Consider the following 19,595-nt stretch of genomic DNA (forward strand, 5'->3'; position numbering starts at 1 on the left):
GTGATGAACCTTTAAACGTTTAATTATGGAACTTCCTAAGTTTATATTGGGTGATAATACCGATTATCCCGAATCGATTTTTGTAATACATACCGATTTTCCACGTTTTATCATCGACTTAAAAACCGATGATGTAGAATGGTTGGAGGATTTTGATAAAAACGATGAGGAAGAACTGGCTACCGAAGCCGAAGGTTTAATTCAAGCAGCTACCGATTTTTACGATAGAGAAGTAGCGCGCTACGAAGACGATTAAATGAATACGTTGAAGGAACTGGATCACGAACTCTTTCTCTTTCTCAATAATTTGGGAACAGAGACCTGGGATCCTTTCTGGTTGTTTTTGACCAATAAATGGTCGAGTATTCCGCTGTATGCCTTTTTACTTTTTCTCATTTATAAAAAGTTCGGTTTAAAAGGAACGCTGTACACCTTAGTCGCTGTAGCCTTGCTCATTACTGCAACAGATCAACTGGCCAATGTATTTAAACACGGTTTTGAGCGCTTACGGCCGTGTCGTCAGGAAGGTGTAATGGAGCAGGCGCGATTTATCGCTGTGCGTTGTGGGAGTTATGGGTATTTTTCGGCGCACGCGGCGAGCTCGATGGCTTTAGCGGTTTTTGTGGGCTTAATCTTAAAATCAAAATATAAATGGGTATTTCCTGTACTCTTGGTGTGGGCGCTGCTTGTAGGCTATAGCCGCATTTATGTGGGCGTGCATTATCCCGGAGATGTATTGACAGGGATCATCATAGGAGCGCTCATCGCTCTGCTGGTGTATGCGCTGCACCGTTTTGGCTTTGCCAAACTATTTAAAGAAACATATTAATATGAAAGTATTGGTAACCGGTGCCGCCGGTTTTATAGGTTCGCATTGTGCCGAACGCTTGAAGAAATTGAATTTTGACGTTGTGGGTATCGATAATTTCTCGCCCTATTACAGTCCCGATCTCAAAGACCGAAATGCCAAAGACCTGAAGGAAGCAGGAATCCCTATGGAAATGGTAGATCTGCGAGAGCCTAAAGATTTTGAAAAACTTCCTACAGATTTTAATTATATCTTTCATTTTGCAGCACAGCCCGGTATTGCAGCGACCTCAAGTTTTGAAGATTATTTGATGAATAATTTGGTCGCTACCAAAAACCTGATCGATTTTGCATTGCAATGCGAAGGGCTGAAACTTTTTACCAATATTTCTACTTCGTCTATTTACGGGTTACGCGCAACCTTGACCGAAGATGCAGCTCCTGAACCCGCTTCTTTTTACGGGGTGACCAAACTCGCTGCAGAACAGATCGTGTTATCTAAAACCAGAGAGCAAAAAATGAAAACCTGTTCCCTGCGTTTATTTTCGGTATATGGGCCGAGGGAACGTCCCGAAAAACTGTATACCAAACTCATAGGTTGCGGATTTTCCCATCACGAATTTCCTTTGTTTGAAGGCAGTGAGGCTCACGTGCGCAGCTTTACCTTTGTTGACGATATCATTGATGGTGTGGTAAGTGTGATCGGAAAAGAAGCTATTGTTGATGGTGAAGTGATCAATCTGGGAACCGAACAAGAACACACTACAGGCGAAGGCATCGCGATCGTTGAAGAACTTCTGGATACGCAGATCAGAAAAGATATTGTGCCCAGACGCGGCGGAGATCAAATGTTTACCAAAGCCAATATCGACAAAGCCCGACGCTTACTCGATTATAACCCTTCAACCACTTTAAAAGAAGGTTTGCAGAAGCAAATCGAGTGGTATAAAAAAGAATTTGTAGACTAAAGGAAAGCGCTATGCGATTGGATGAGAAAGACCGCAAGTTTGTAAAAGACTGGAAGGAAAAACGAGAAGGGAAATTTCAGTTTATTTCGGGGATCGTGCTGCAGGTAATTTTGGGAGCATTGACCTACAAATTGGTTGTTACCTACTTTAGCGGATCGATGTTTGACCAAATGGATTTTGTACTCTTTGGAGTGATAGGCTTGATTTTAGGAATCGTCGTGGGATTCTTGAAATACCGAAAGAACGAAAAACGCTATGCGCGGTTAACACGTTAGCGCAAGTCAAGTAAGCTTTGTGCCGCCTGAAACGCAGTAAGTTTCCCCTCATTGATCTTTTGTAAGAGTTGAGGCACTTGGGCTTTGACCTTGTCATTTGCATAAAACTGATCTTTTAACGCCTGTTCTATGCTTGCTTGTAGCCAATAGTTGTTTTGATGTTTTCGATTTTCTTCAAAAAAACCGTTCGCTTTTACCGCTTTGATATAGGCGTTGAGCATTTCCCAAATGGCTGCGATCCCGGTTTCCTTCAACGCACTACACAGCAGCACCTGAGGTTGCCAACCGCTGGCTTTGGCCCGGTACAAATGCAGCGCTTTTGAGAATTCGCTTTGTGCCTGCTTTGCTGCAGCTTCATTTGTCCCATCTGCTTTGTTGATGATTATGGCGTCTGCCATTTCCATAATGCCGCGTTTGATGCCTTGGAGTTCATCTCCGGCGCCTGCCAGTTTAAGAAGCAGGAAAAAATCGGTCATGTGATGTACGGCAGTTTCACTTTGGCCTACGCCTACGGTTTCAATAATAATCAAATCAAAACCTGCTGCTTCGCACAGACTTATGGTTTCCCGTGTTTTACGAGAAACACCGCCCAAGGCGTCACCAGCAGGAGACGGGCGTATAAATGCTTGGGGATGCGCTGCTAATTGTTCCATTCGGGTTTTATCGCCCAGAATGCTTCCGTGCGCAATGCTGCTGCTGGGGTCTATGGCCAGTACTGCTACTTTTTTTCCTTGATCGATGGCGTGCATTCCTAAAGCTTCTATAAAGGTGCTTTTTCCTACACCGGGAACACCGGTGATTCCTAAACGCATTGCAGGTTTCGCTTGCGGTAGACACTGCTCAAGAATCTTTTGAGCTTCTTGCTGATTGGCGACCGCATTACTTTCGATACGTGTGATCGCTCTGCTTAAGGCTGTGATGTCACCTTTAAGAATACCCTGGATCAATGCTTCGGTGGGAATGCTTTGTTTGCGCTTTGCGATGAGTTTTTTAGCGGCAGCGGAATCGATATGTTTAGGTTTTGAAGGTTTCAATGGAATAGTTCTGAAAACTTAAAGGTACGGGAAAAGCTAATTGAAGCAGAAATACAACTGAGAAATATTGGAATGTATCGGCTTGCTTGCATTTTTGTGAAATCTTTAAGAATCTCGCGTTGATTCCTCAAAATAGGAATGGTATATTCAAAATATTAATCAACGAAAATTTTATTATGAAAGCTTTATATAAGGCAAAGGCTACCGCCACAGGTGGTCGTGATAGCAGTGTTTCAACCGATGACGGCACATTAGACTTTGATCTCAGCGTACCTAAAGGCTTAGGCGGCGCCGGTGGTGACGGGACGAATCCTGAACAACTTTTTGCAGCAGGTTATTCTGCGTGTTTTGGTAGTGCGCTAGCGCACGTTGCTCGTGAGAAAAAAGTAGATCTTGGTGCTTACACGGTGACTGCAACTGTAAAAATAGGCAAGAATGAAGAAGATATGTTCCAACTTGCGGTGGTATTGGATTGTTACCTGCCTACAGTAGACGTAGAAGAAGGAGAGGAGCTTGTGAATGAGGCTCACGAAGTTTGCCCGTACTCTCGCGCTACAATGGATAATATTGATGTGACCTTAAACTTACTTTTAGATGAGTAGTGTAAGGCGCTTCTTAAAATTAAAACCCGCTCCTCGAGCGGGTTTTTTTGTGTCAAACTCTCATTTTAAGATTTTGCACTTAAGTATTCGAAAAAAAATGTCTCATTTTGCAACGCAGACGAAAAAGCTTCGTCTTTAGAAAAGGAATTAGCAACTAACCATTTACCATTTTGCAAATTACCGAAATACTTGAACGATGTAAGCAAAACGACCGGCGTGCACAGATGCAACTTTACAATAAGTATAGCGAAGGCATGTATTATGTTGCTTTTAGGTTTTTAAAGAATTCTTTTGAAGCCGAAGAAGCCATGCAGGAAGGTTTTGTAAAAGCGTTTACAAAAATGCATCAGTACAATGGTGAAGTGACTTTTGGAGCTTGGTTAAAGCGTATCGTGATCAATAAAAGTATCGATATGTTGAAGGCCAAAAAACTCGAGTTGGTCGCGATCAACGAGCAGGTTTTAGGTACGGTAGATGAGCATAATGACTGGTCTGTAGATGATGGGATTACGCTTGATCAGATCAAAGAAGCTATCGAAGAATTGCCAGAGCGGTACCGCTATGCCGTGATGCTCTTTTTGGTAGAAGGCTATGACCATCAGGAAATATCAGAAATCTTAGAAATTACCGAGGTCGCTTCGCGTACGCTGGTGCATCGCGGAAAGAAAAAATTGCAAGAAAAACTTAAAACAAAATATCATGGCACAGGATATTAGAGAATTGTTTAAAAATGATTTAAGCATTCCTGATGAGGGGCTTAAACGGGGTCATGAAGCACGCTTTAATGCGCGTCTTGATGCTCATTTTGGTAAGGCAGAAAAAGCCAAAGCAGAAGGTTATCTCTGGATGAAAATTGCTGCCGTACTGGTTGTGGTGATCGCCATTAGCGGTTTGCTTTTGAACAATCCGTTGAGTAGCGGGGCACAGGCAGAACAGCCTACCGAAGTACATGCTGTCGCAAATGCGCAACCTACCAAAGTACAACTGAGTGATTTTTCACCAGAATATAAACAGATTGAAGATCGTTACCTGGCGAGCATTCATATGGAGTTGGCACAGCTTAACGTGACAGAAGATAATAAAGCGATCGTAGATGCTTTTATGGGTCAGCTTGAAGAGCTTAATCAAGAATATGACAGACTTAATGCAGATTTAGTAGCTACAGGAGTTAATAATCAAAACATTCAAGCCTTGATCGATAATCTACAGTTTCGCTTAGACCTGCTTACCAAGCTCAAAGAAAAATTAAATGAATTACAAGAATCTCAAAATAATGAGATTCAGACCAACACCTTATAAATTTATGATTAGGATAATGAAGCCTTGTGCTTTCTTGCTGGCGGTATTGGTTTTTATTCCGCAGGCTCAAGCACAAACCAAAAGTACCAAACTTACCGAACGTTTTGATACCGCTGCAGATGTCGCCATACTTACCGAATCGCAGTACGCAGATATTGTTTTTGAAGATTGGAATAAAGATGAAGTTGAGGTCGCTGCGATCATTGAATCTGAAGACCTAAGCGAGGAAGAAATAGACCAACTTTTAAAAGGCTGGCAAATCAGTGTACAGGGCAACAGTAAAGCGGTGCGCATTGTAAGCCGTGGCGCGCCATCAACAGTTAACTTGGCTATGGGCAATGCGCCCGTGCGTGGTGTTAATGACTTGATCACCTCCTCTATGCAAATGATGCAGCCGGTGATGCAGAATATGCTTTCTCCGGTGCTTCAGCAGTTTTCTGGGGCTCAGATTCCTGCAGAGTTTTATAAAGGAATGAACGCCATCGCGTTTGATTACGAAGCCTATAAACGCGACGGGGCCAAATACCTAGAGCAATACAAGCGTAAGATCGAGCAAAATCTAGGAGAAGATTTTGACGTGGTGATGAAGAAATGGGAACAGAATAATAAAAAGCGGGTTGCCGCAGGACAAGGCGTTGCCGGAAGCAGTCTATTAGGAATGCCTAAATCTCCTTTTGGGAAAGATCTGAATTTTGACAGTAATGCTTTTAATCGCGACAAAAAAGCCTATGTGGCTGCGATGAATAAAAAATACGGTACAGATGTAAGTGTCGCTCAAGTAGATCAGTGGCGTGCTGCGATTGAAGCCTGGGGCGATGAGTTTAGTGCAGATATGAAAGCGTGGGGAGCACGTTTTGGTAAGCAACTCGGCGGTTCGACTGAAGCTTTAGGAGCTACTTTTGGTCGTGCCATAGAAAGCGATATGGCGGCTTTAGGACAAAATGTTGAAAAAGCGATGCAGGGCTGGAGTAATGACTTTGCCAAGAAATTAGAACAAATGGCCGAAGCTCAAGGCGGAAGTCTTCAAAAAACAGTTACTACAGATGCAAATGGTAATGTAAGCACCCAAATGACCTATACCTACACCGGTAATCCGGCGGGAGCTGCTGTAAAACCGAAAGGATCATTCACACGTAAGATCGTCGTGCGTATGCCTAAAAAAGCACAATTAGATCTTAATGTACGCCACGGAGACATCAAGATCTCTGAGGCTACAAACGCCCGGGTAACCTTGGCTCACGGTGATTTTATGGCCAATACGATCTCTGGTGAAAAAACATTGATCAATGTTGCGTATAGTCCGGTGGATGTGGCGATGTGGGATTATGGAACCCTGCGCGCCAGCTATCTTAAAAACTGTGTGATCGATAAAGCAAAAAGCATTAACGTAGACTCCAGAGCGAGTAGCATCGTGATCAATGAGCTTGAAGACGCAGCGGTGATCACAGGAAGCTTTGGCGAACTTTCAATACCTAAACTGGGTAAGAACTTTAAGACCTTAAACATTAGTGTAGAAAACAGTGATGTGGTGCTTAACCTGCCGGAGACTCCGTTCCATTTTAATTTTAACGGCGTTCGCAGCCGTCTAAATTATCCTCGGAAAATAGAAGCCAAAGTTATGGAAGGCTATAACAGCAGTATGGTTAACGGCTTTTATAAATCAAGAAATACAGACAGTATTATAGCGATATCTTCTAAGTATAGTGATGTCGTGCTTAATTGAGTTTTTTAGTTTTAATTATTTGAAAAGTCCGTTTCTGCCAAAACGGACTTTTTTGTTTTTTACTGCGGGCAGAATTGTATTTTTGGCGCGATGGAACACGCGCTTTTTTTAGACCGAATTGCAACACTTACTACCGGCTTTACCCCGGTGATCGATAGTATGTATACGGCTTCAGATTACCGATTTTTAGACCTGTCGGTTACTAATAAAATTTTAGAGGAAGTAGATACGAGTTCTGCGGAAGCCATTCAGCACTATATCAATACCTATCTGGCAAAAACCGGCGGTCGTGTGGCTTACGGAGGCTATCTGGAACAGCGCAGTATTTACGATCGCAGCTTGTATTTTCACAATGACAATCCCGATCTAAAACGGAATATCCATTTAGGAATCGATGTGTGGAGTGCGGCAGGAACTCCCGTTCTGGCTCCGGTAGCGGGTAGCGTGCATAGCTTTAAAGACAATACCAACTATGGCGATTACGGGCCTTGTGTGGTATTAGAGCATCACTTTGAAGACTTGCATTTTTATACCTTATATGGGCATCTTTCAAGAACCTCCTTAGAATCACTTAAAGTGGGGCAGGCTATTGCAGCAGGGCAAACGATCGCGCACTTAGGTACGCCCGATGAAAATGGAGATTACGGGCCGCATTTGCATTTTCAGCTTATAAAAGAACTGCAAGGCAATCACGGCGATTATCCCGGAGTGTCTACCTTAAAGAACCTTGATTTTTATAGAGCAAACTGCCCCGATCCTAATCTTTTGCTCAAGATCAATTAAGCAACCTGTAACCGATATTTTGACGGCGTGGTGTGTTTTAACTCTTTAAATTTTCGGTTGAAATTAGCGATATTCTGAAAACCACAAAGCTCTGATATCGCAGCTACCGAAAGCTCTCTTTCTTTATACAACAATTTACAAGCATGCTCTATACGCAGCTCGATCAAAAACTGTAAATAGGTTTTGTTGGTACGTCTTTTAAAATATCGGCAGAAGGCATTTTTGGTCATATTTGCGACCTCCGCGATCATATCGAGGGTGATGTTCTCCTGAAAATGATCTAAGGTGTATTGATACACGTCGCTCATACGTTTACCTTCAACATCGGTATATTTTTTATGATAGACAAAAGAGGATAAAGGTGTTTTTTCAGACTGCTGGATTAAATCAAGAATCTGTAAAAATGAAGCAAGACGCTCTATACGACTTTGATTTTTAAGCTTGGAGAATTTATTGATCAGTAAATCGGTATTCGAGGTGATTTTCATTCCGTTTTCTGCCTCATTGAAAAAACTGTCAATACCTGACATTTCGGTGAGTTTAAAAAACTCCTTACCAAAAGAATGTTTAGTAAAAAACAGCGTGTACATCACCGATTTGTCGGTAGCAGTATTATCGCTTCTAAAAACGTGCGGAACGTGTTCGCCAATGACCAATATATCGCCTTCGTGATACTCATTGATCGTATCGCCCAGAAGGAGGCTGCCTGATCCTTTAGCAATGTAACTGATCTGGATCTCTTCGTGCTCGTGTAACTTATCGTAAAATTTGAGTTCGTGGTCTTCTTGATAGACCAAGGCTTCTTTACCGGGTTTCGGTATTTTAAAAGGAAGAACTTTCATAGGGGTATGAAATCGTATCGTTATTGGCGCCTCCAGAGCAGATTATAACTCTAGACTTGCCTCATAATTTAAAATTTATTTTCATCAACTACCTCGTGTGCTTGACATAAGGCAGGCTATTTAGATGCTATAAAATTGGCACAAAATATAGGTTGAAAGCAAGTTTTGGGTTAATATCGTATCAGTATACGTTAATTATTGATCAAAAATGTGCAATTTTAACATTGTGACATCACAAATTAAAGGTGATCTTATTAATTCTGTTTTGTTTTAGGCAATTGTGATACTTGATTAACGATTAGATCTTTGTTCTATTTTAAATCGAGTTAATATCCTACTACCTTTCGCTAATTTTAACAAATTATAAAAGTTTAAATTCCTGTTACTTTAGTCTTTAGAATTTGAAGTATGGTATCGCTTTGTTGTGCTTCAATGTATCTTAAAGTTTGACCAATATTTCTTTTATGAAAATACACGCTGTTTTTACCCTGCTTTTGTTGCTTGTACTAAGCTGTGCTCCAATTGACAAAGACACTTCAACACTACTTTCTCCGGATTTAGAAACTCAATTTAAAGAAGCCGGATGGGAAACAGAATATTGGAGCAATCAAGAGAATTATTCAGACAGTACTTTTAAGGATACCGATGCTAGAGTTTTGGTGATCAGTCACGACAGTTTGCAGATGGGACGTATTTTTAAGAAAGTAAATGTAAAGCCCTATGCACAATATAAAGTCACCGGATTTATAAAAACGGAGCAAGTATCGACCGATAAACCCAATGCCGGAGCGGGATTTGGTTTGGGGAAATTTTCCTCTAAAACAGATACTGTTTTTACGGGAACTACAGCCTGGACACCGGTCGAAATGACGTTTAACACTGAAGGAGACGATAGTTTTATTATTGAATGTCTATTAGGGAAAAACGCGCCTGCTTCAGGAACGGCCTATTTTAAGGATATCAAGCTTGAAGAACTTTCATCGCAAAGCCTTGAACCTAATGTTAACATCGATCTGGAAGCGCAAAAGGAACCGATGTCGCCGTATATCTACGGACAGTTTATTGAGCATATGGGAAAATCTATTTACGGCGGATTATGGGCAGAAATGCTTACCGACCGTAAATTTTATCATAAACCCGGCACTTCAGCTTCTCCTTGGGAAGTTTCAGTAGACAGTACTGCGATAGCTTTAGACGCAAACAATGGCTATACAGAACAGGCATTGCCCGTTTTTAGTCTGAGTGAAGAAGAACTCGAAATAACTCAGGATTCTATACCTGTAAAGGAAGGGGTGCGTTATAATGGACGGGTCGTACTTAAGGTTGCCGGAGACCTAGAGGAACTCAGCGTACATTTCACTACAGAAGGAAAAGCACAAAAACAGGTTCTTGATGTGCAGAAAAATGCAATTGTGACCCTTCCGATCACTTTTGAAGCCGTAGATGCAGGTTATGCAGCATTAAAACTTCGATCTAAAGGAAGTGGGACTATCACACTCGCCGCAATTTCCTTAATGCCGGAGGATAATATTGAAGGTTTTCGCCCGGATGTGATCGCATTGTTGAAAGAATTAGATTCCCCGATTTACCGCTGGCCCGGTGGAAATTTTGTCTCGGGTTATGATTGGAAGGATGGTATAGGCAATCCCGATGCACGCCCTACACGATATGAGCGCGCCTGGAATGGCTTAGAATATAACGATGTGGGAATTCACGAGTTTATGCAACTCTGCAAAATACTAGATGCTGAAGCCAATATTGCCGTGAACACCGGTTTGGGTGATGCAGCATTGGCAGCAAACGAAGTAGAGTACTTTAACGGTGCTGCCACAACACCTATGGGAAAACGACGTGCGGCAAATGGTCATCCTGAGCCGTATGATGTTCAACTTTGGGCGGTAGGAAATGAGATGTTTGGCGACTGGCAATTGGGTCATATGCCTATTGAGGAGTATGTGAAAAAGCATAACAAAGTAGCCGAAGCAATGTGGGCAGTAGATCCAGATATAGATCTTATCGCCGTAGGTTATCCCGGGGAATGGAATGATATGATGTATCAGAATACTGCTGAAAATATGACTTACATCAGCGAGCATTTTTACCGTCAGGATTGGCACGCAGGCGGGTTGCTCACACACGTTAAGCAAATGCCGGATGCGATTAGAGAAATTGCAGAAGAGCATCGCCGCGCTCGTAGGGAAATTCCGGAGATCGCAGATCGTGATATTAAGATCGCACTTGATGAATGGAATTATTGGTACGGTCCGCACGAGTTTGGATTGTTGGGTACACGTTATTTCTTGCGGGATGCTCTAGGAATTGCCGCAGGATTGAATGAGTTCTCACGCCAATCTGAGATGTACTATATGGCCAATTATGCGCAAACGGTGAATGTGATCGGAGCGATCAAAACAACACCCACCGACAGCTGGCTTGAAGGAACGGGATTGGTTTTAAAAGTGTATCGAAAAGAATTTGGGACAATTCCTGTTGCGGTTTCGGGTGCTCCCGAGCCTTTAGATGTCGCGGCGACGCTAACCGAAGACGGAACATATTTAACGCTTTCGGTCATCAATGCTACGCATCAGGAGTATCAACTGACGCTTGACTTTATTTCAGAAAATATTCCAACGCAAGGAACGGCCTTTGTGATCACAGGATCCAACGATATGGTGTATAATGACGTGACGCATAAAAACAGTATTTACCTCGAAGAAACTTCTTTTGAGTTGGAGCATAACAGCTTACAGGTCGCTAAGGAGTCGGCAGGAATCTATAAAATCAAATTAAATTAGAAAGCAACGTATATGAACACGTATAAAAAAGCATTAGGGGTATTTATCCTTCTTTTTATAGGCATTACAGCCGCCGCACAAGCTCAAGAATATTGGGATAAGGTCAAAGAGCGAGAATCAACTTTAGGCTTAGCATCTGGCTTTGAAACCTTAGAAACCAATCAATTTATACTGAAGTTGGTCAAGGCTTCGCAAACGGTGGCTTCTTTGGTTCCAAAATCAGATCCTGAATTTGATTTTACTCCCGGAGACCGCTTGGAGATCAGAGCCGGCAACGGACTCTACCATTTGGGAGATATCAATTTTAGATACCGTTTAGAAGGTTCAAATGAATGGAATACGGTCTCAACCGCGACTTCTAGAAAACCTGTAGAAGCGATAGAAAAAGAAGGCGCTTTAGCTGCTGCCAATTTAGCCAATACCTTGCCGGAAGAGCTTCCACTTAGTATTACACGGTATTATGCGGAAGCCGATGGAGACTTGATCTTGGCTTTTGATTTTCAGAATAAAACCGATCAACCGATCGAGTTAGGAGCGTTGGGAATCCCGATGATCTTCAATAATATCTTGGAAGGAAATTCGCTGGAAGAAGCACACGCTACAAATGTATTTTTTGATCCGTACATTGGGCTGGATGCAGGCTATCTTGAAGTAAAACGCTTAGACGGAAAAGGCAAAACCCTGCTCGTTCTTCCTGAAAACAATACGCCTTTTGAAGCCTATCGTCCGTTGCTTGATGATCCTTCGCCGCGCAGCATTGTGTTTGAAGGGTTCCACGAGTGGATGGCCAATAGCAAGGCTTATGCTTCAGAAGAATGGGAAGGTGTAAAGCAATGGAATACGCCAACGTCAAGTTTCTTAAAACCAGGCGAACTCAAAACATTTTCAGTACGATTAATACTCGCTCCGGAAATCAAAAAAGTACAACAACAACTGACGGAAAAGGATATACCGGTGGCTGTTGGAGTACCTGGATATGTGCTTCCGCAGGATGTACAAGGAAAATTATTCTTAAAATATAATTCTGATGTAAGCAGTATTAAAGTGACTCCTGAAGGTGCGCTTTCGGTTGAGAAAGAAGCAGCTAAGAATGCTTATGATGTGTATACCGTTACCGGAAATCAGTGGGGAAGAGCGCGTGTCGAAATTCAGTACACGAATGGAAAAACGCAAAGCATCAATTATAAAGTTATTAAGCCGGAAAGTGAACTGGTTGCTGACTTTGGAAATTTCTTGTTCGATAATCAATGGTTTGATGACGAGGAAGATCTGTTCAACAGAGCACCTTCATTGATTTCGTATGATTATCAAAATAAGCGTCAGGTGACGCAAGACGGAAGGGTTTGGATCGCCGGATTGAGCGATGAAGGTGGCGCCGGAAGCTGGTTAGGCGGAATGATGAAACAATACCTTCAGCCCGATCAGGAACAGGTCTCAAAGTTGGAAGATTTTGTGAATCAAACCGTTTGGGGCGTGTTACAAAATGCTGAGGGTGAACATAAATACGGCGTGCGTAAAAGTGTGTTGTATTATGAACCGGAAGAATTTCCGGCAGGCACGTATAACGACACGATAAATTGGAATACCTGGGCAGCCTGGAATAAAGAAGGAGCTGCAGATCCGGGTAGATCGTACAACTATCCGCACGTGGTTGCTGCCTATTGGACGCTCTACCGCTTGTCACGCTATCACGATAATCTAGTCACACAAAAAGACTGGAAATGGTACCTGGAGCAAGCGTATCAAACTACACTGGCGATGACTACTCAGGCTCCGTATTATGCGCAGTTTGGTCAGATGGAAGGAAGTATTTTTCTGCACGTACTCGAGGATTTAAAACGCGAGCAACTCACAGAAGAAGCTACCAAACTTGAAGCCGAAATGAAAAAACGTGCCGACCATTGGGAGTCGCTGGCTTATCCTTTTGGTAGCGAAATGCCGTGGGATTCTACCGGTCAGGAAGAGGTGTACATGTGGTCTGATTATTTTGGGTATGACGCCAAAGCTGCGGTGACTTTGAGCGCTATTTTAGCCTATATGCCTACAATGCCGCATTGGGCCTATAATGGAAATGCCCGCCGTTATTGGGATTTTCTTTATGGTGGTAAACTATCGCGTGTAGAACGCCAGATTCATCATTACGGTTCCGGACTTAATGCGATTCCTGTATTGGACAATTATCGGGAAAATCCTGAGGATTTGCATTTGTTGAAAGTGGGCTACGGCGGCTTGCTAGGCGCGGTTTCTAATATTACGGAAGATGGTTTTGGAGCGGCAGCTTTTCACAGTTGGCCTTCAACGCTAGAGATCGATTACCTGTCTGGCGATTACGGTTCTAATTTCTATGGTTACGCGATCAATTCTTCGGCGTATTTGGTTGAAGATGCAGAATTGGGCTATTTGGCCTTCGGCGGAAATCTTACAGAAGAAAAGAATTCGGTTACAATGCAATTAACGACCGCTGCTAAAAATGCGGTGTTTGTTCAGCCGTTAGCCTTGTGGATCACTTTAGATGCCGGAGCAGTTCAACAAGTTAGCTTTGATAAGAAAACGAAAGAGGTTCAACTTAGGCTAGCGCCTAAAACGGAAATCACACCGTTTGCTTATGTAAACCTTCCGGAAGAATATGCACTAGATTATGAGAAGGTGCGCGGTGCATATAAAATTCCGCTTCAAGCAAAACCGATCACACTTACCCTAAAACACTAAACATTGAATAGAAAAGTCATTTTGCCGACAGTCTTGGGACTTATGTTGAGTCTTTCTGTCGCTGCACAAGAATTTACAAGAGCCGATAGTTTACGCGGAAGCATTACTCCACAACGGGCGTGGTGGGATGTGATGCGGTACGATATTGAGGTGCAACCCGATTATGACAAGCAGTTTACTACCGGGGCAAATCAAATTACCTATAAAGTGGTTCAGGAAAAGCATCCTGATGTGATGCAGATCGATTTGCAAGAACCGCTGGTGATCGACCGCATTCTTTTTGACGATGCAACCGAACTGCAATTTAAAAGAGAAGGCAATGTGTATTGGGTCAATACACTTCCGCAGGAATTAGATTCTGAGCATACCGTAAAGATCTTTTTCAGTGGAAATCCGCACGTAGCGGTACGACCACCTTGGGATGGCGGCTGGTCGTTTTCTAAAGATGCAGAAGACCGACCGTTGATGACTGTTACGTGTCAAGGTTTAGGCGCTTCTATCTGGTATCCAAATAAAGATCATCAAAGCGACGAACCCGATCGTGGTGCTTCATTAACGATGCGTGTTCCTGATGCGTTGACTGCTGTAGCTAACGGTCGCTTACTCGATAAAACCGAAAATCAAGATGGTACTACGAGTTATAAATGGGGCGTTGAAAACCCGATAAGTAATTATACGATTATCCCGTATATCGGGCATTACGAGAATTTTAAAGAGGTGTATCCCGGTGTAAAAGGCGATCTTGATCTCAATTATTGGGTGCTGGATTATAACCTGGAAAAAGCCAAAGAGTATATGCCTAAGGAAGTGCATAATATGCTGAATGCCTTTGAGTATTGGTTTGGGCCGTATCCGTTTTATGAGGATGGCTACAAATTGATAGAAGTAGACAATACCGGAATGGAGCATCAATCGGCGGTTTCTTACGGCAATTACTACGCCGGTGGCTATCGCGGTCGTGATGGCTCAGGCACCGGATTGGGCTTGACCTGGGATTTTATCATCATTCACGAAAGCGGTCACGAGTGGTTTGGCAACAACATCACCACAAACGATCTTGCCGATATGTATGTTCACGAGAGCTTTACCAATTACAGCGAGACCTTATTCGTAGATTATAACTACGGTCCCGAAGCTGCAAATGAATACAATTATGGTATTCGACAAGGGATTGGCAATAAAACGCCTATTATTCCAGCGTATGGCGTAAATGCTCAGGGAAGTGGCGATATGTATCCCAAAGGCGGAAATATGCTGCACAGCATTCGACACAGCATCAATAACGATCAATTGTTTAGAAATATTTTGGCCGGGTTGAATCAAACTTTTCATAATAAAACCGTTGATGGTAGTGAGGTGCAGGATTATATTTCGCGCAAAGCCGACTTTGATTATTCTAAAGTTTTTGAGCAGTATTTGACTACGACCGAGATTCCAACTTTAGAACTTTTTGTAGATGCTGAAAATAGTCAAATCAAATACCGCTATGTCAACTGTATTGAAGGCTTTGATTTGCCCTTAAGTCTGGTAGGAACGCACGAAGAGCTGAAAATATTTCCGGTAGCGAATACCTGGAAAGCGGTAGATATTACGATGAAAAATCAATACCTGTTAACGCCAGATCGTATTGAAAAAATGTATTACCTCAATGTAGTTTTAGTCAAAGAATTATAAGCTTATTGATATTTAAAATAGCAGCCCTGAAGTCCGTAGGATTTCAGGGCTTTTTTTGTTTTGCCAAAGGGTAAAGACTTTACTGTTTGTCTTAGTTGTTTTGCTAAAGCGATGCTTGGGTTTCTATAATCTCATTTTGGGCTTGGTATTTTGTAAAATCCATAAAATCAGATTGATTTAACGCTTTGGCAACAAACTGCGGAAGCTTTTTTTCTAACTTTAAGAGAATACAGGGAACACTATGGAAGCAATTTCTAGAAAGCATTTTTTAATTCAGATGGGACTTATGAGCACGGCAACACTTTTATTCAGCGGATGTAATTTTATAGGTGATGATGGCGAACCGCTAAAACGGGTTCAACTCCAACCTGCCAAGAAGGGCGAGGATATCTTTGCGTATTTGCAGCGCAATCAAGGCAAGATCGATACCGATCTCTATCGGAAGATCATAGGTGCCGCAAACGCATTTAAAGAAGGTGATTTGACTTTGGGACTTGCTGCTGCAGATGATACGAGTAGAGCGACAGCCCGAGAATTGCTGGGTAATACCAAAGTTGCTTCTATAGATAAACACTTAATTTTTCAGGATGCCTTGTATGATCTGGTGCGAGAAACCACGGCGACTGCTCCTCCCGAATTGGAATCCTTTAGCATTTTAGACCTTAAAACCTTTATTCTAGAACAACCGGAAGCTGAGGTCAAACGTATTATGCCGGCTTTGAGCAGTGATGTGATTGGTTGCGTGGTTAAGTTGATGTCAAATAACGAACTTATTCTGGTAGGTCAAAAGGTTTTTAATCCGCTGGCGGGAAGTCAGATCGGAAGTAAAGGTTATCTGAGTGCTCGTGTTCAACCCAATTCCCCAACCGATAATACCGATGATATTATCTGGCAGGTTTTTGATGCCTGGTCGTATGCTGTGGGAGATTTGGTACTTGGTACCAATCCGGTGTCTAGCGATCCGGTTTCCGTGGCAAAAATAGAAGCGGCGCTGTATGATATTTTGACCACTTTTGAGTTAGACGATACGTTGTCTAATTGTGTGCTTTCGCATATTGATGTGCAGGCAGAAGTAGAAGCAAAGCATCCCGGGACTACAGGAATCTGGTTTCAAAGTTTGGCAGGTACAGTTGCGGCCAATAAAACCTTTGACGTGAGCCTTGATAAAATGCAAAAGTATTCCCGGCAGCGTAACGGGCGCTACGGTTTGTATGCCGAAACCGGGCAAGGCGCCGATTTTACCAACGGACACGGATCAGGATTTGATATGGTGTTGCACGAGTCGCGCAAATATGGTTTTGTGAGAGCACTTCAAGAACAATTGAAAGTGCAAAACCAGGAAGGTGCACAGCCGTGGGTACACGTAAATGATGTCGCGGGATTTATAGGTCCCGAAGTTTTTAAGACCAAAGAACAACTCGTACGCTGTTGTCTTGAAGATACGGTTATGGGCAAATTACACGGCCTAACGATTGGCCTCGACATTTGTTCCACCTTGCATATGGATGTTTCATTAGAAGATTTGAGTTGGTGTATAGAACAAGTGATGCCTGCAAATCCTGCTTATTTGATGGCATTGCCTACAAAAAACGACCCGATGCTCAGTTATCTTACTACCTCTTTTGCAGACCATGTGCGCATTCGCGAAAAGTTTGGTTACAAGATCAATGACGCGATGTGGGAGTTCTTTAAAAAGCTAGAAATTATAGATGCTGAAGGAAAACCTACAGCACATTTTGGTGATCCTAAATGGGTGTATTATAAGTTTAAGCAAGCCCAAGGCGATACGCGCAGCAAAGCTGAAATCGATCAGGAAGCCGAAAAGACTTTAAAAGAAATTCGAGATCGGGGAGTAGCGATCGCAGAAGGTTTTGGTGAAAACGTTTGGGATTTGGATCCGGCATTAGAGGCCGAAGTTAAAAAGTTGTATGAAGACGCTAAGGAAAGTTTATGGACGCCAATGGATGCATCTTTTGCAGCTTCAATAGCGCAGGCTTTATTGATCAAGACCCGGTCAGAAGATCGAAAAGATTATGTATATCACCCGGAAAGTGGGGAAGAATTGTCGTTTGACGCCACCCTCAAACTCAAAGAATTGCGCCAAAGTTGGAATCAGATTCCTGATGTTCAAATCGTCATTTCAGACGGACTCAACGCCCGAGCTTTGATGGATGATGGTCATTTACTTCCATTTTTGAATACGCTAAAAGAGCAACTCCATAAAGAAGGCTATACTACGAGTGCCAAAAATCTGGTGATCACACACGGTCGGGTGCGTGCGGGTTATGCCTGTGGCGAACATTTGTTTGGAGCCGATGATTTTGCCGGGAACAAAGCAATTGTTCACATTATCGGGGAACGCCCCGGGAGCGGGCATCATAACTTCTCTGCGTATCTCACTGCCGCTCCGGCAGCGAGTTGGTCAAAAAAACGTTGGGTAGATCACGACATTTCACGCGTAGTTTCCGGGATCTCTGATACGGCGCTGCAACCGGAAGAAGCCGCCAAACAAACTGTCGCCATCCTAAAAACGCTTTTAGCGAAAGACGTCAAAGAATTAGAAGCGATGAAGAGTGCTTAAACGAAAAACTTAATGCCCTTCAGGTCCTCGTATTCCTGCTCTTACCTCAAGTTTTAGATCATTGGCTTCCGGAGGAATAGGACACGAATAGTTAGGGCTATACGCACAAAAGGGATTATATGCTTTGTTGAAATCAATTACAATCGTGTTGCCTTCGGGAATTCTAAGATCTATGTAGCGACCCGCACCATAGGTTTCCACCCCGCTGGTATAATCGGTAAAGGGTAAAAAGAGATAGTCTTTGTATTCCTCCATTTGGCGTAGCGCGTGACTTTGATATATGGGTAATTGATAGGTATTTCCTTTCAGTTCAAAAGTTGCAAGGGCATAGGTATCATAGGTTTTGATCGCACCTGATGAGGTTGGAAATTGAATTTCCTCCGGATCTTCTATTTTTTGAAATTGTGCCACAACCCGATAGGTCGAATCGATAGGATAGAAACTATGTCCTTTAAATTCCTTTTGCTCCTGTAGAGTTAAGGGCGATTCTTCCGGGTTTTTATATTCAGTATTTAAATCTTTTTGAAATTGAAGGATTTCGGCTTCGTAAGAAGTTTGAGCCGATACGGTTTTACCAAAAATGACGGAGAGCATCAGCACGCCTAGGAATTGCTTAAGCATTGAAAGGAATTTAGATTTCAATGAGAAAGATAAGCACAATTGTTACTAATGCTAAACGTAACAGCTAAAATTAGTCGGTAAATCGCATCACGGTAAGTTGCGCTGCATAGGAAGCACCGGTAGGTCTTCCATTAGCGATGATCGCGTTGATATTAAAAGCGGGTTGAAAGGCAAAATAGACTTCATCTCCGGCATTGTAATACTTAACATCTTTAAAAGTAATGGGAGCTCCTATATTTTGATTATCAGGTTCTCCTCCTGCGGGAATTCCTGCATATATTCTTAAAATGTCAGTTTCAGTAGTAGTATCTGCTTTGTTATTCTGCATATAAAAATTGATATAATACTTCAGGGCTTGATTCAAAGTTATTGACGTTTGAATCTCAAAAGTATAATAACCGTCTTCTGTAATTCTAAAATATTCATCACCGTTGGTTCCGGAAGGATCTATCACCTGAATAGCACTGGTTTTTTGGTATGCAATTTTTGGACTCACTAAATTTAACCGTAACTGTTGGCCTGCGTTGCACGGATTACAGCTGTTAAAAAATGGAATAAAAGGATCTGTAGTACCGTATTTAGCACTGAAGACAATTTCAGGAAACTTTACATCTTTTAGGATTTGATCTCGATCTACTGTAACCACATCTCCATTTTCATCAGTGGCCAGGACGCGCTGGGAAGCATCATTATCAACACCCGCCGGCGTATTGGTTATGCGCAAGCCACCTTCAATATGCAAGTCATTTTTAGGATCTGTAGTACCTATTCCTACTTGTGCACTCGCGGAAATCGTACTGCAAAAGCACAGTACAATTAGAAGTAATAATCTACTCATTTTCATAATGATTTGGGAAATCTAAGATAAAAAGAAATCGATGT

Annotated in this window: 17 protein-coding genes; 13 read left to right on the top strand and 4 right to left on the bottom strand. The window is 42.5% G+C overall.

The window, feature by feature from the left end; translation table 11 throughout:
• Positions 1-25 precede the first annotated feature (25 nt).
• Genes WA338_RS12730 through WA338_RS12745 form a run of 4 tightly spaced genes read left to right on the top strand, consistent with a single transcriptional unit; the run spans position 26 to position 2,050 of the window.
• Positions 26-256 carry a hypothetical protein gene (locus WA338_RS12730; RefSeq protein WP_009780837.1) on the top strand — a complete coding sequence of 77 codons (231 nt, stop codon included), beginning with the start codon at positions 26-28 and terminating at the stop codon, positions 254-256.
• A complete protein-coding gene (locus tag WA338_RS12735) occupies positions 257-829 on the top strand; it encodes a phosphatase PAP2 family protein (protein ID WP_336093597.1) in 573 nt (190 codons plus the stop codon).
• Position 830: 1 nt separating this feature from the next.
• Positions 831-1,775 (top strand): NAD-dependent epimerase/dehydratase family protein, encoded by a 945-nt coding sequence (locus WA338_RS12740; RefSeq protein ID WP_336093599.1) that lies wholly within the window; start codon positions 831-833, stop codon positions 1,773-1,775.
• Positions 1,776-1,786: 11 nt separating this feature from the next.
• Positions 1,787-2,050 carry a hypothetical protein gene (locus tag WA338_RS12745; protein ID WP_336093601.1) on the top strand — a complete coding sequence of 88 codons (264 nt, stop codon included), beginning with the start codon at positions 1,787-1,789 and terminating at the stop codon, positions 2,048-2,050.
• Here the strand turns inward: WA338_RS12745 and meaB are convergent.
• A complete protein-coding gene (gene meaB / locus WA338_RS12750; protein WP_336093603.1) occupies positions 2,047-3,084 on the bottom strand; it encodes a methylmalonyl Co-A mutase-associated GTPase MeaB in 1,038 nt (345 codons plus the stop codon). The genes WA338_RS12745 and meaB overlap by 4 nt on opposite strands.
• A 176-nt stretch (positions 3,085-3,260) precedes the next feature.
• Between meaB and WA338_RS12755 the strand changes: the two genes are divergently transcribed.
• The 5 genes from WA338_RS12755 (at position 3,261) to WA338_RS12775 (ending at position 7,491) form a co-directional block, all read left to right on the top strand.
• The gene (locus WA338_RS12755; protein ID WP_009780832.1) at positions 3,261-3,686 is read left to right on the top strand and encodes an organic hydroperoxide resistance protein; all 426 of its coding nucleotides are present in this window, start codon (positions 3,261-3,263) and stop codon (positions 3,684-3,686) included.
• A gap of 224 nt (positions 3,687-3,910) precedes the next feature.
• Positions 3,911-4,402, top strand: coding sequence for an RNA polymerase sigma factor (locus WA338_RS12760; RefSeq protein ID WP_009780830.1), 492 nt, complete (start codon positions 3,911-3,913; stop codon positions 4,400-4,402).
• Positions 4,386-4,985, top strand: a complete 600-nt coding sequence (locus WA338_RS12765; RefSeq protein ID WP_273017158.1) for a hypothetical protein — start codon at positions 4,386-4,388, stop codon at positions 4,983-4,985. Before WA338_RS12760 ends, WA338_RS12765 begins: the two co-directional genes overlap by 17 nt.
• A gap of 4 nt (positions 4,986-4,989) precedes the next feature.
• Positions 4,990-6,708: a hypothetical protein gene (locus tag WA338_RS12770; RefSeq protein WP_336093607.1), complete on the top strand. Its 1,719-nt coding sequence runs from the start codon at positions 4,990-4,992 to the stop codon at positions 6,706-6,708.
• Between the two features lie 90 nt (positions 6,709-6,798).
• Positions 6,799-7,491: a peptidoglycan DD-metalloendopeptidase family protein gene (locus WA338_RS12775; protein WP_009780827.1), complete on the top strand. Its 693-nt coding sequence runs from the start codon at positions 6,799-6,801 to the stop codon at positions 7,489-7,491.
• On the opposite strand, the gene WA338_RS12780 is transcribed toward WA338_RS12775, so the two are convergent.
• Entirely contained in the window at positions 7,488-8,333 is an 846-nt protein-coding gene (locus tag WA338_RS12780) for an AraC family transcriptional regulator (RefSeq protein WP_272985698.1), read from the bottom strand. The two genes, WA338_RS12775 and WA338_RS12780, sit on opposite strands and share 4 nt — an antisense overlap.
• Before the next feature lie 464 nt (positions 8,334-8,797).
• On the opposite strand from WA338_RS12780, the gene WA338_RS12785 reads away from it, so the two are divergent.
• From WA338_RS12785 to eutB, 4 genes are all read left to right on the top strand, one after another.
• A complete protein-coding gene (locus WA338_RS12785; protein WP_272985700.1) occupies positions 8,798-11,128 on the top strand; it encodes an alpha-L-arabinofuranosidase C-terminal domain-containing protein in 2,331 nt (776 codons plus the stop codon).
• Positions 11,129-11,140: 12 nt separating this feature from the next.
• Positions 11,141-13,837, top strand: a complete 2,697-nt coding sequence (locus tag WA338_RS12790; RefSeq protein WP_272985702.1) for a DUF5695 domain-containing protein — start codon at positions 11,141-11,143, stop codon at positions 13,835-13,837.
• Positions 13,838-13,840: 3 nt separating this feature from the next.
• Entirely contained in the window at positions 13,841-15,511 is a 1,671-nt protein-coding gene (locus tag WA338_RS12795; RefSeq protein WP_336093611.1) for a M1 family metallopeptidase, read from the top strand.
• A 241-nt stretch (positions 15,512-15,752) separates the two neighbouring features.
• On the top strand, positions 15,753-18,092 hold the full coding sequence (gene eutB / locus WA338_RS12800; protein ID WP_336093613.1) for an ethanolamine ammonia-lyase subunit EutB: 2,340 nt from the start codon (positions 15,753-15,755) through the stop codon (positions 18,090-18,092).
• Positions 18,093-18,101: 9 nt separating this feature from the next.
• On the opposite strand, the gene WA338_RS12805 is transcribed toward eutB, so the two are convergent.
• On the bottom strand, positions 18,102-18,713 hold the full coding sequence (locus tag WA338_RS12805; RefSeq protein WP_336093615.1) for a DUF1684 domain-containing protein: 612 nt from the start codon (positions 18,711-18,713) through the stop codon (positions 18,102-18,104).
• A gap of 70 nt (positions 18,714-18,783) precedes the next feature.
• A complete protein-coding gene (locus tag WA338_RS12810) occupies positions 18,784-19,551 on the bottom strand; it encodes a hypothetical protein (RefSeq protein ID WP_336093617.1) in 768 nt (255 codons plus the stop codon).
• Between the last annotated feature and the right edge of the window lie 44 nt (positions 19,552-19,595).

The sequence above is a fragment of the Leeuwenhoekiella sp. CH_XMU1409-2 genome (assembly GCF_037029365.1).
Classification (GTDB): Bacteria; Bacteroidota; Bacteroidia; order Flavobacteriales; family Flavobacteriaceae; genus Leeuwenhoekiella; species Leeuwenhoekiella blandensis.

Coding starts and splice junctions, on each gene's coding strand:
- WA338_RS12785 (WP_272985700.1), top strand. CDS start 8,798: ATGAAAATACACGCTGTTTTTACCCTGCTTTTGTTGCTTGTACTAAGC.
- WA338_RS12730 (WP_009780837.1), top strand. CDS start 26: ATGGAACTTCCTAAGTTTATATTGGGTGATAATACCGATTATCCCGAA.
- WA338_RS12760 (WP_009780830.1), top strand. CDS start 3,911: ATGCAACTTTACAATAAGTATAGCGAAGGCATGTATTATGTTGCTTTT.
- WA338_RS12775 (WP_009780827.1), top strand. CDS start 6,799: ATGGAACACGCGCTTTTTTTAGACCGAATTGCAACACTTACTACCGGC.
- WA338_RS12780 (WP_272985698.1), bottom strand. CDS start 8,333: ATGAAAGTTCTTCCTTTTAAAATACCGAAACCCGGTAAAGAAGCCTTG.
- WA338_RS12735 (WP_336093597.1), top strand. CDS start 257: ATGAATACGTTGAAGGAACTGGATCACGAACTCTTTCTCTTTCTCAAT.
- WA338_RS12765 (WP_273017158.1), top strand. CDS start 4,386: ATGGCACAGGATATTAGAGAATTGTTTAAAAATGATTTAAGCATTCCT.
- WA338_RS12810 (WP_336093617.1), bottom strand. CDS start 19,551: ATGAGTAGATTATTACTTCTAATTGTACTGTGCTTTTGCAGTACGATT.
- WA338_RS12790 (WP_272985702.1), top strand. CDS start 11,141: ATGAACACGTATAAAAAAGCATTAGGGGTATTTATCCTTCTTTTTATA.
- WA338_RS12740 (WP_336093599.1), top strand. CDS start 831: ATGAAAGTATTGGTAACCGGTGCCGCCGGTTTTATAGGTTCGCATTGT.
- WA338_RS12745 (WP_336093601.1), top strand. CDS start 1,787: ATGCGATTGGATGAGAAAGACCGCAAGTTTGTAAAAGACTGGAAGGAA.
- WA338_RS12805 (WP_336093615.1), bottom strand. CDS start 18,713: ATGCTTAAGCAATTCCTAGGCGTGCTGATGCTCTCCGTCATTTTTGGT.
- WA338_RS12770 (WP_336093607.1), top strand. CDS start 4,990: ATGATTAGGATAATGAAGCCTTGTGCTTTCTTGCTGGCGGTATTGGTT.
- WA338_RS12755 (WP_009780832.1), top strand. CDS start 3,261: ATGAAAGCTTTATATAAGGCAAAGGCTACCGCCACAGGTGGTCGTGAT.
- eutB (WP_336093613.1), top strand. CDS start 15,753: ATGGAAGCAATTTCTAGAAAGCATTTTTTAATTCAGATGGGACTTATG.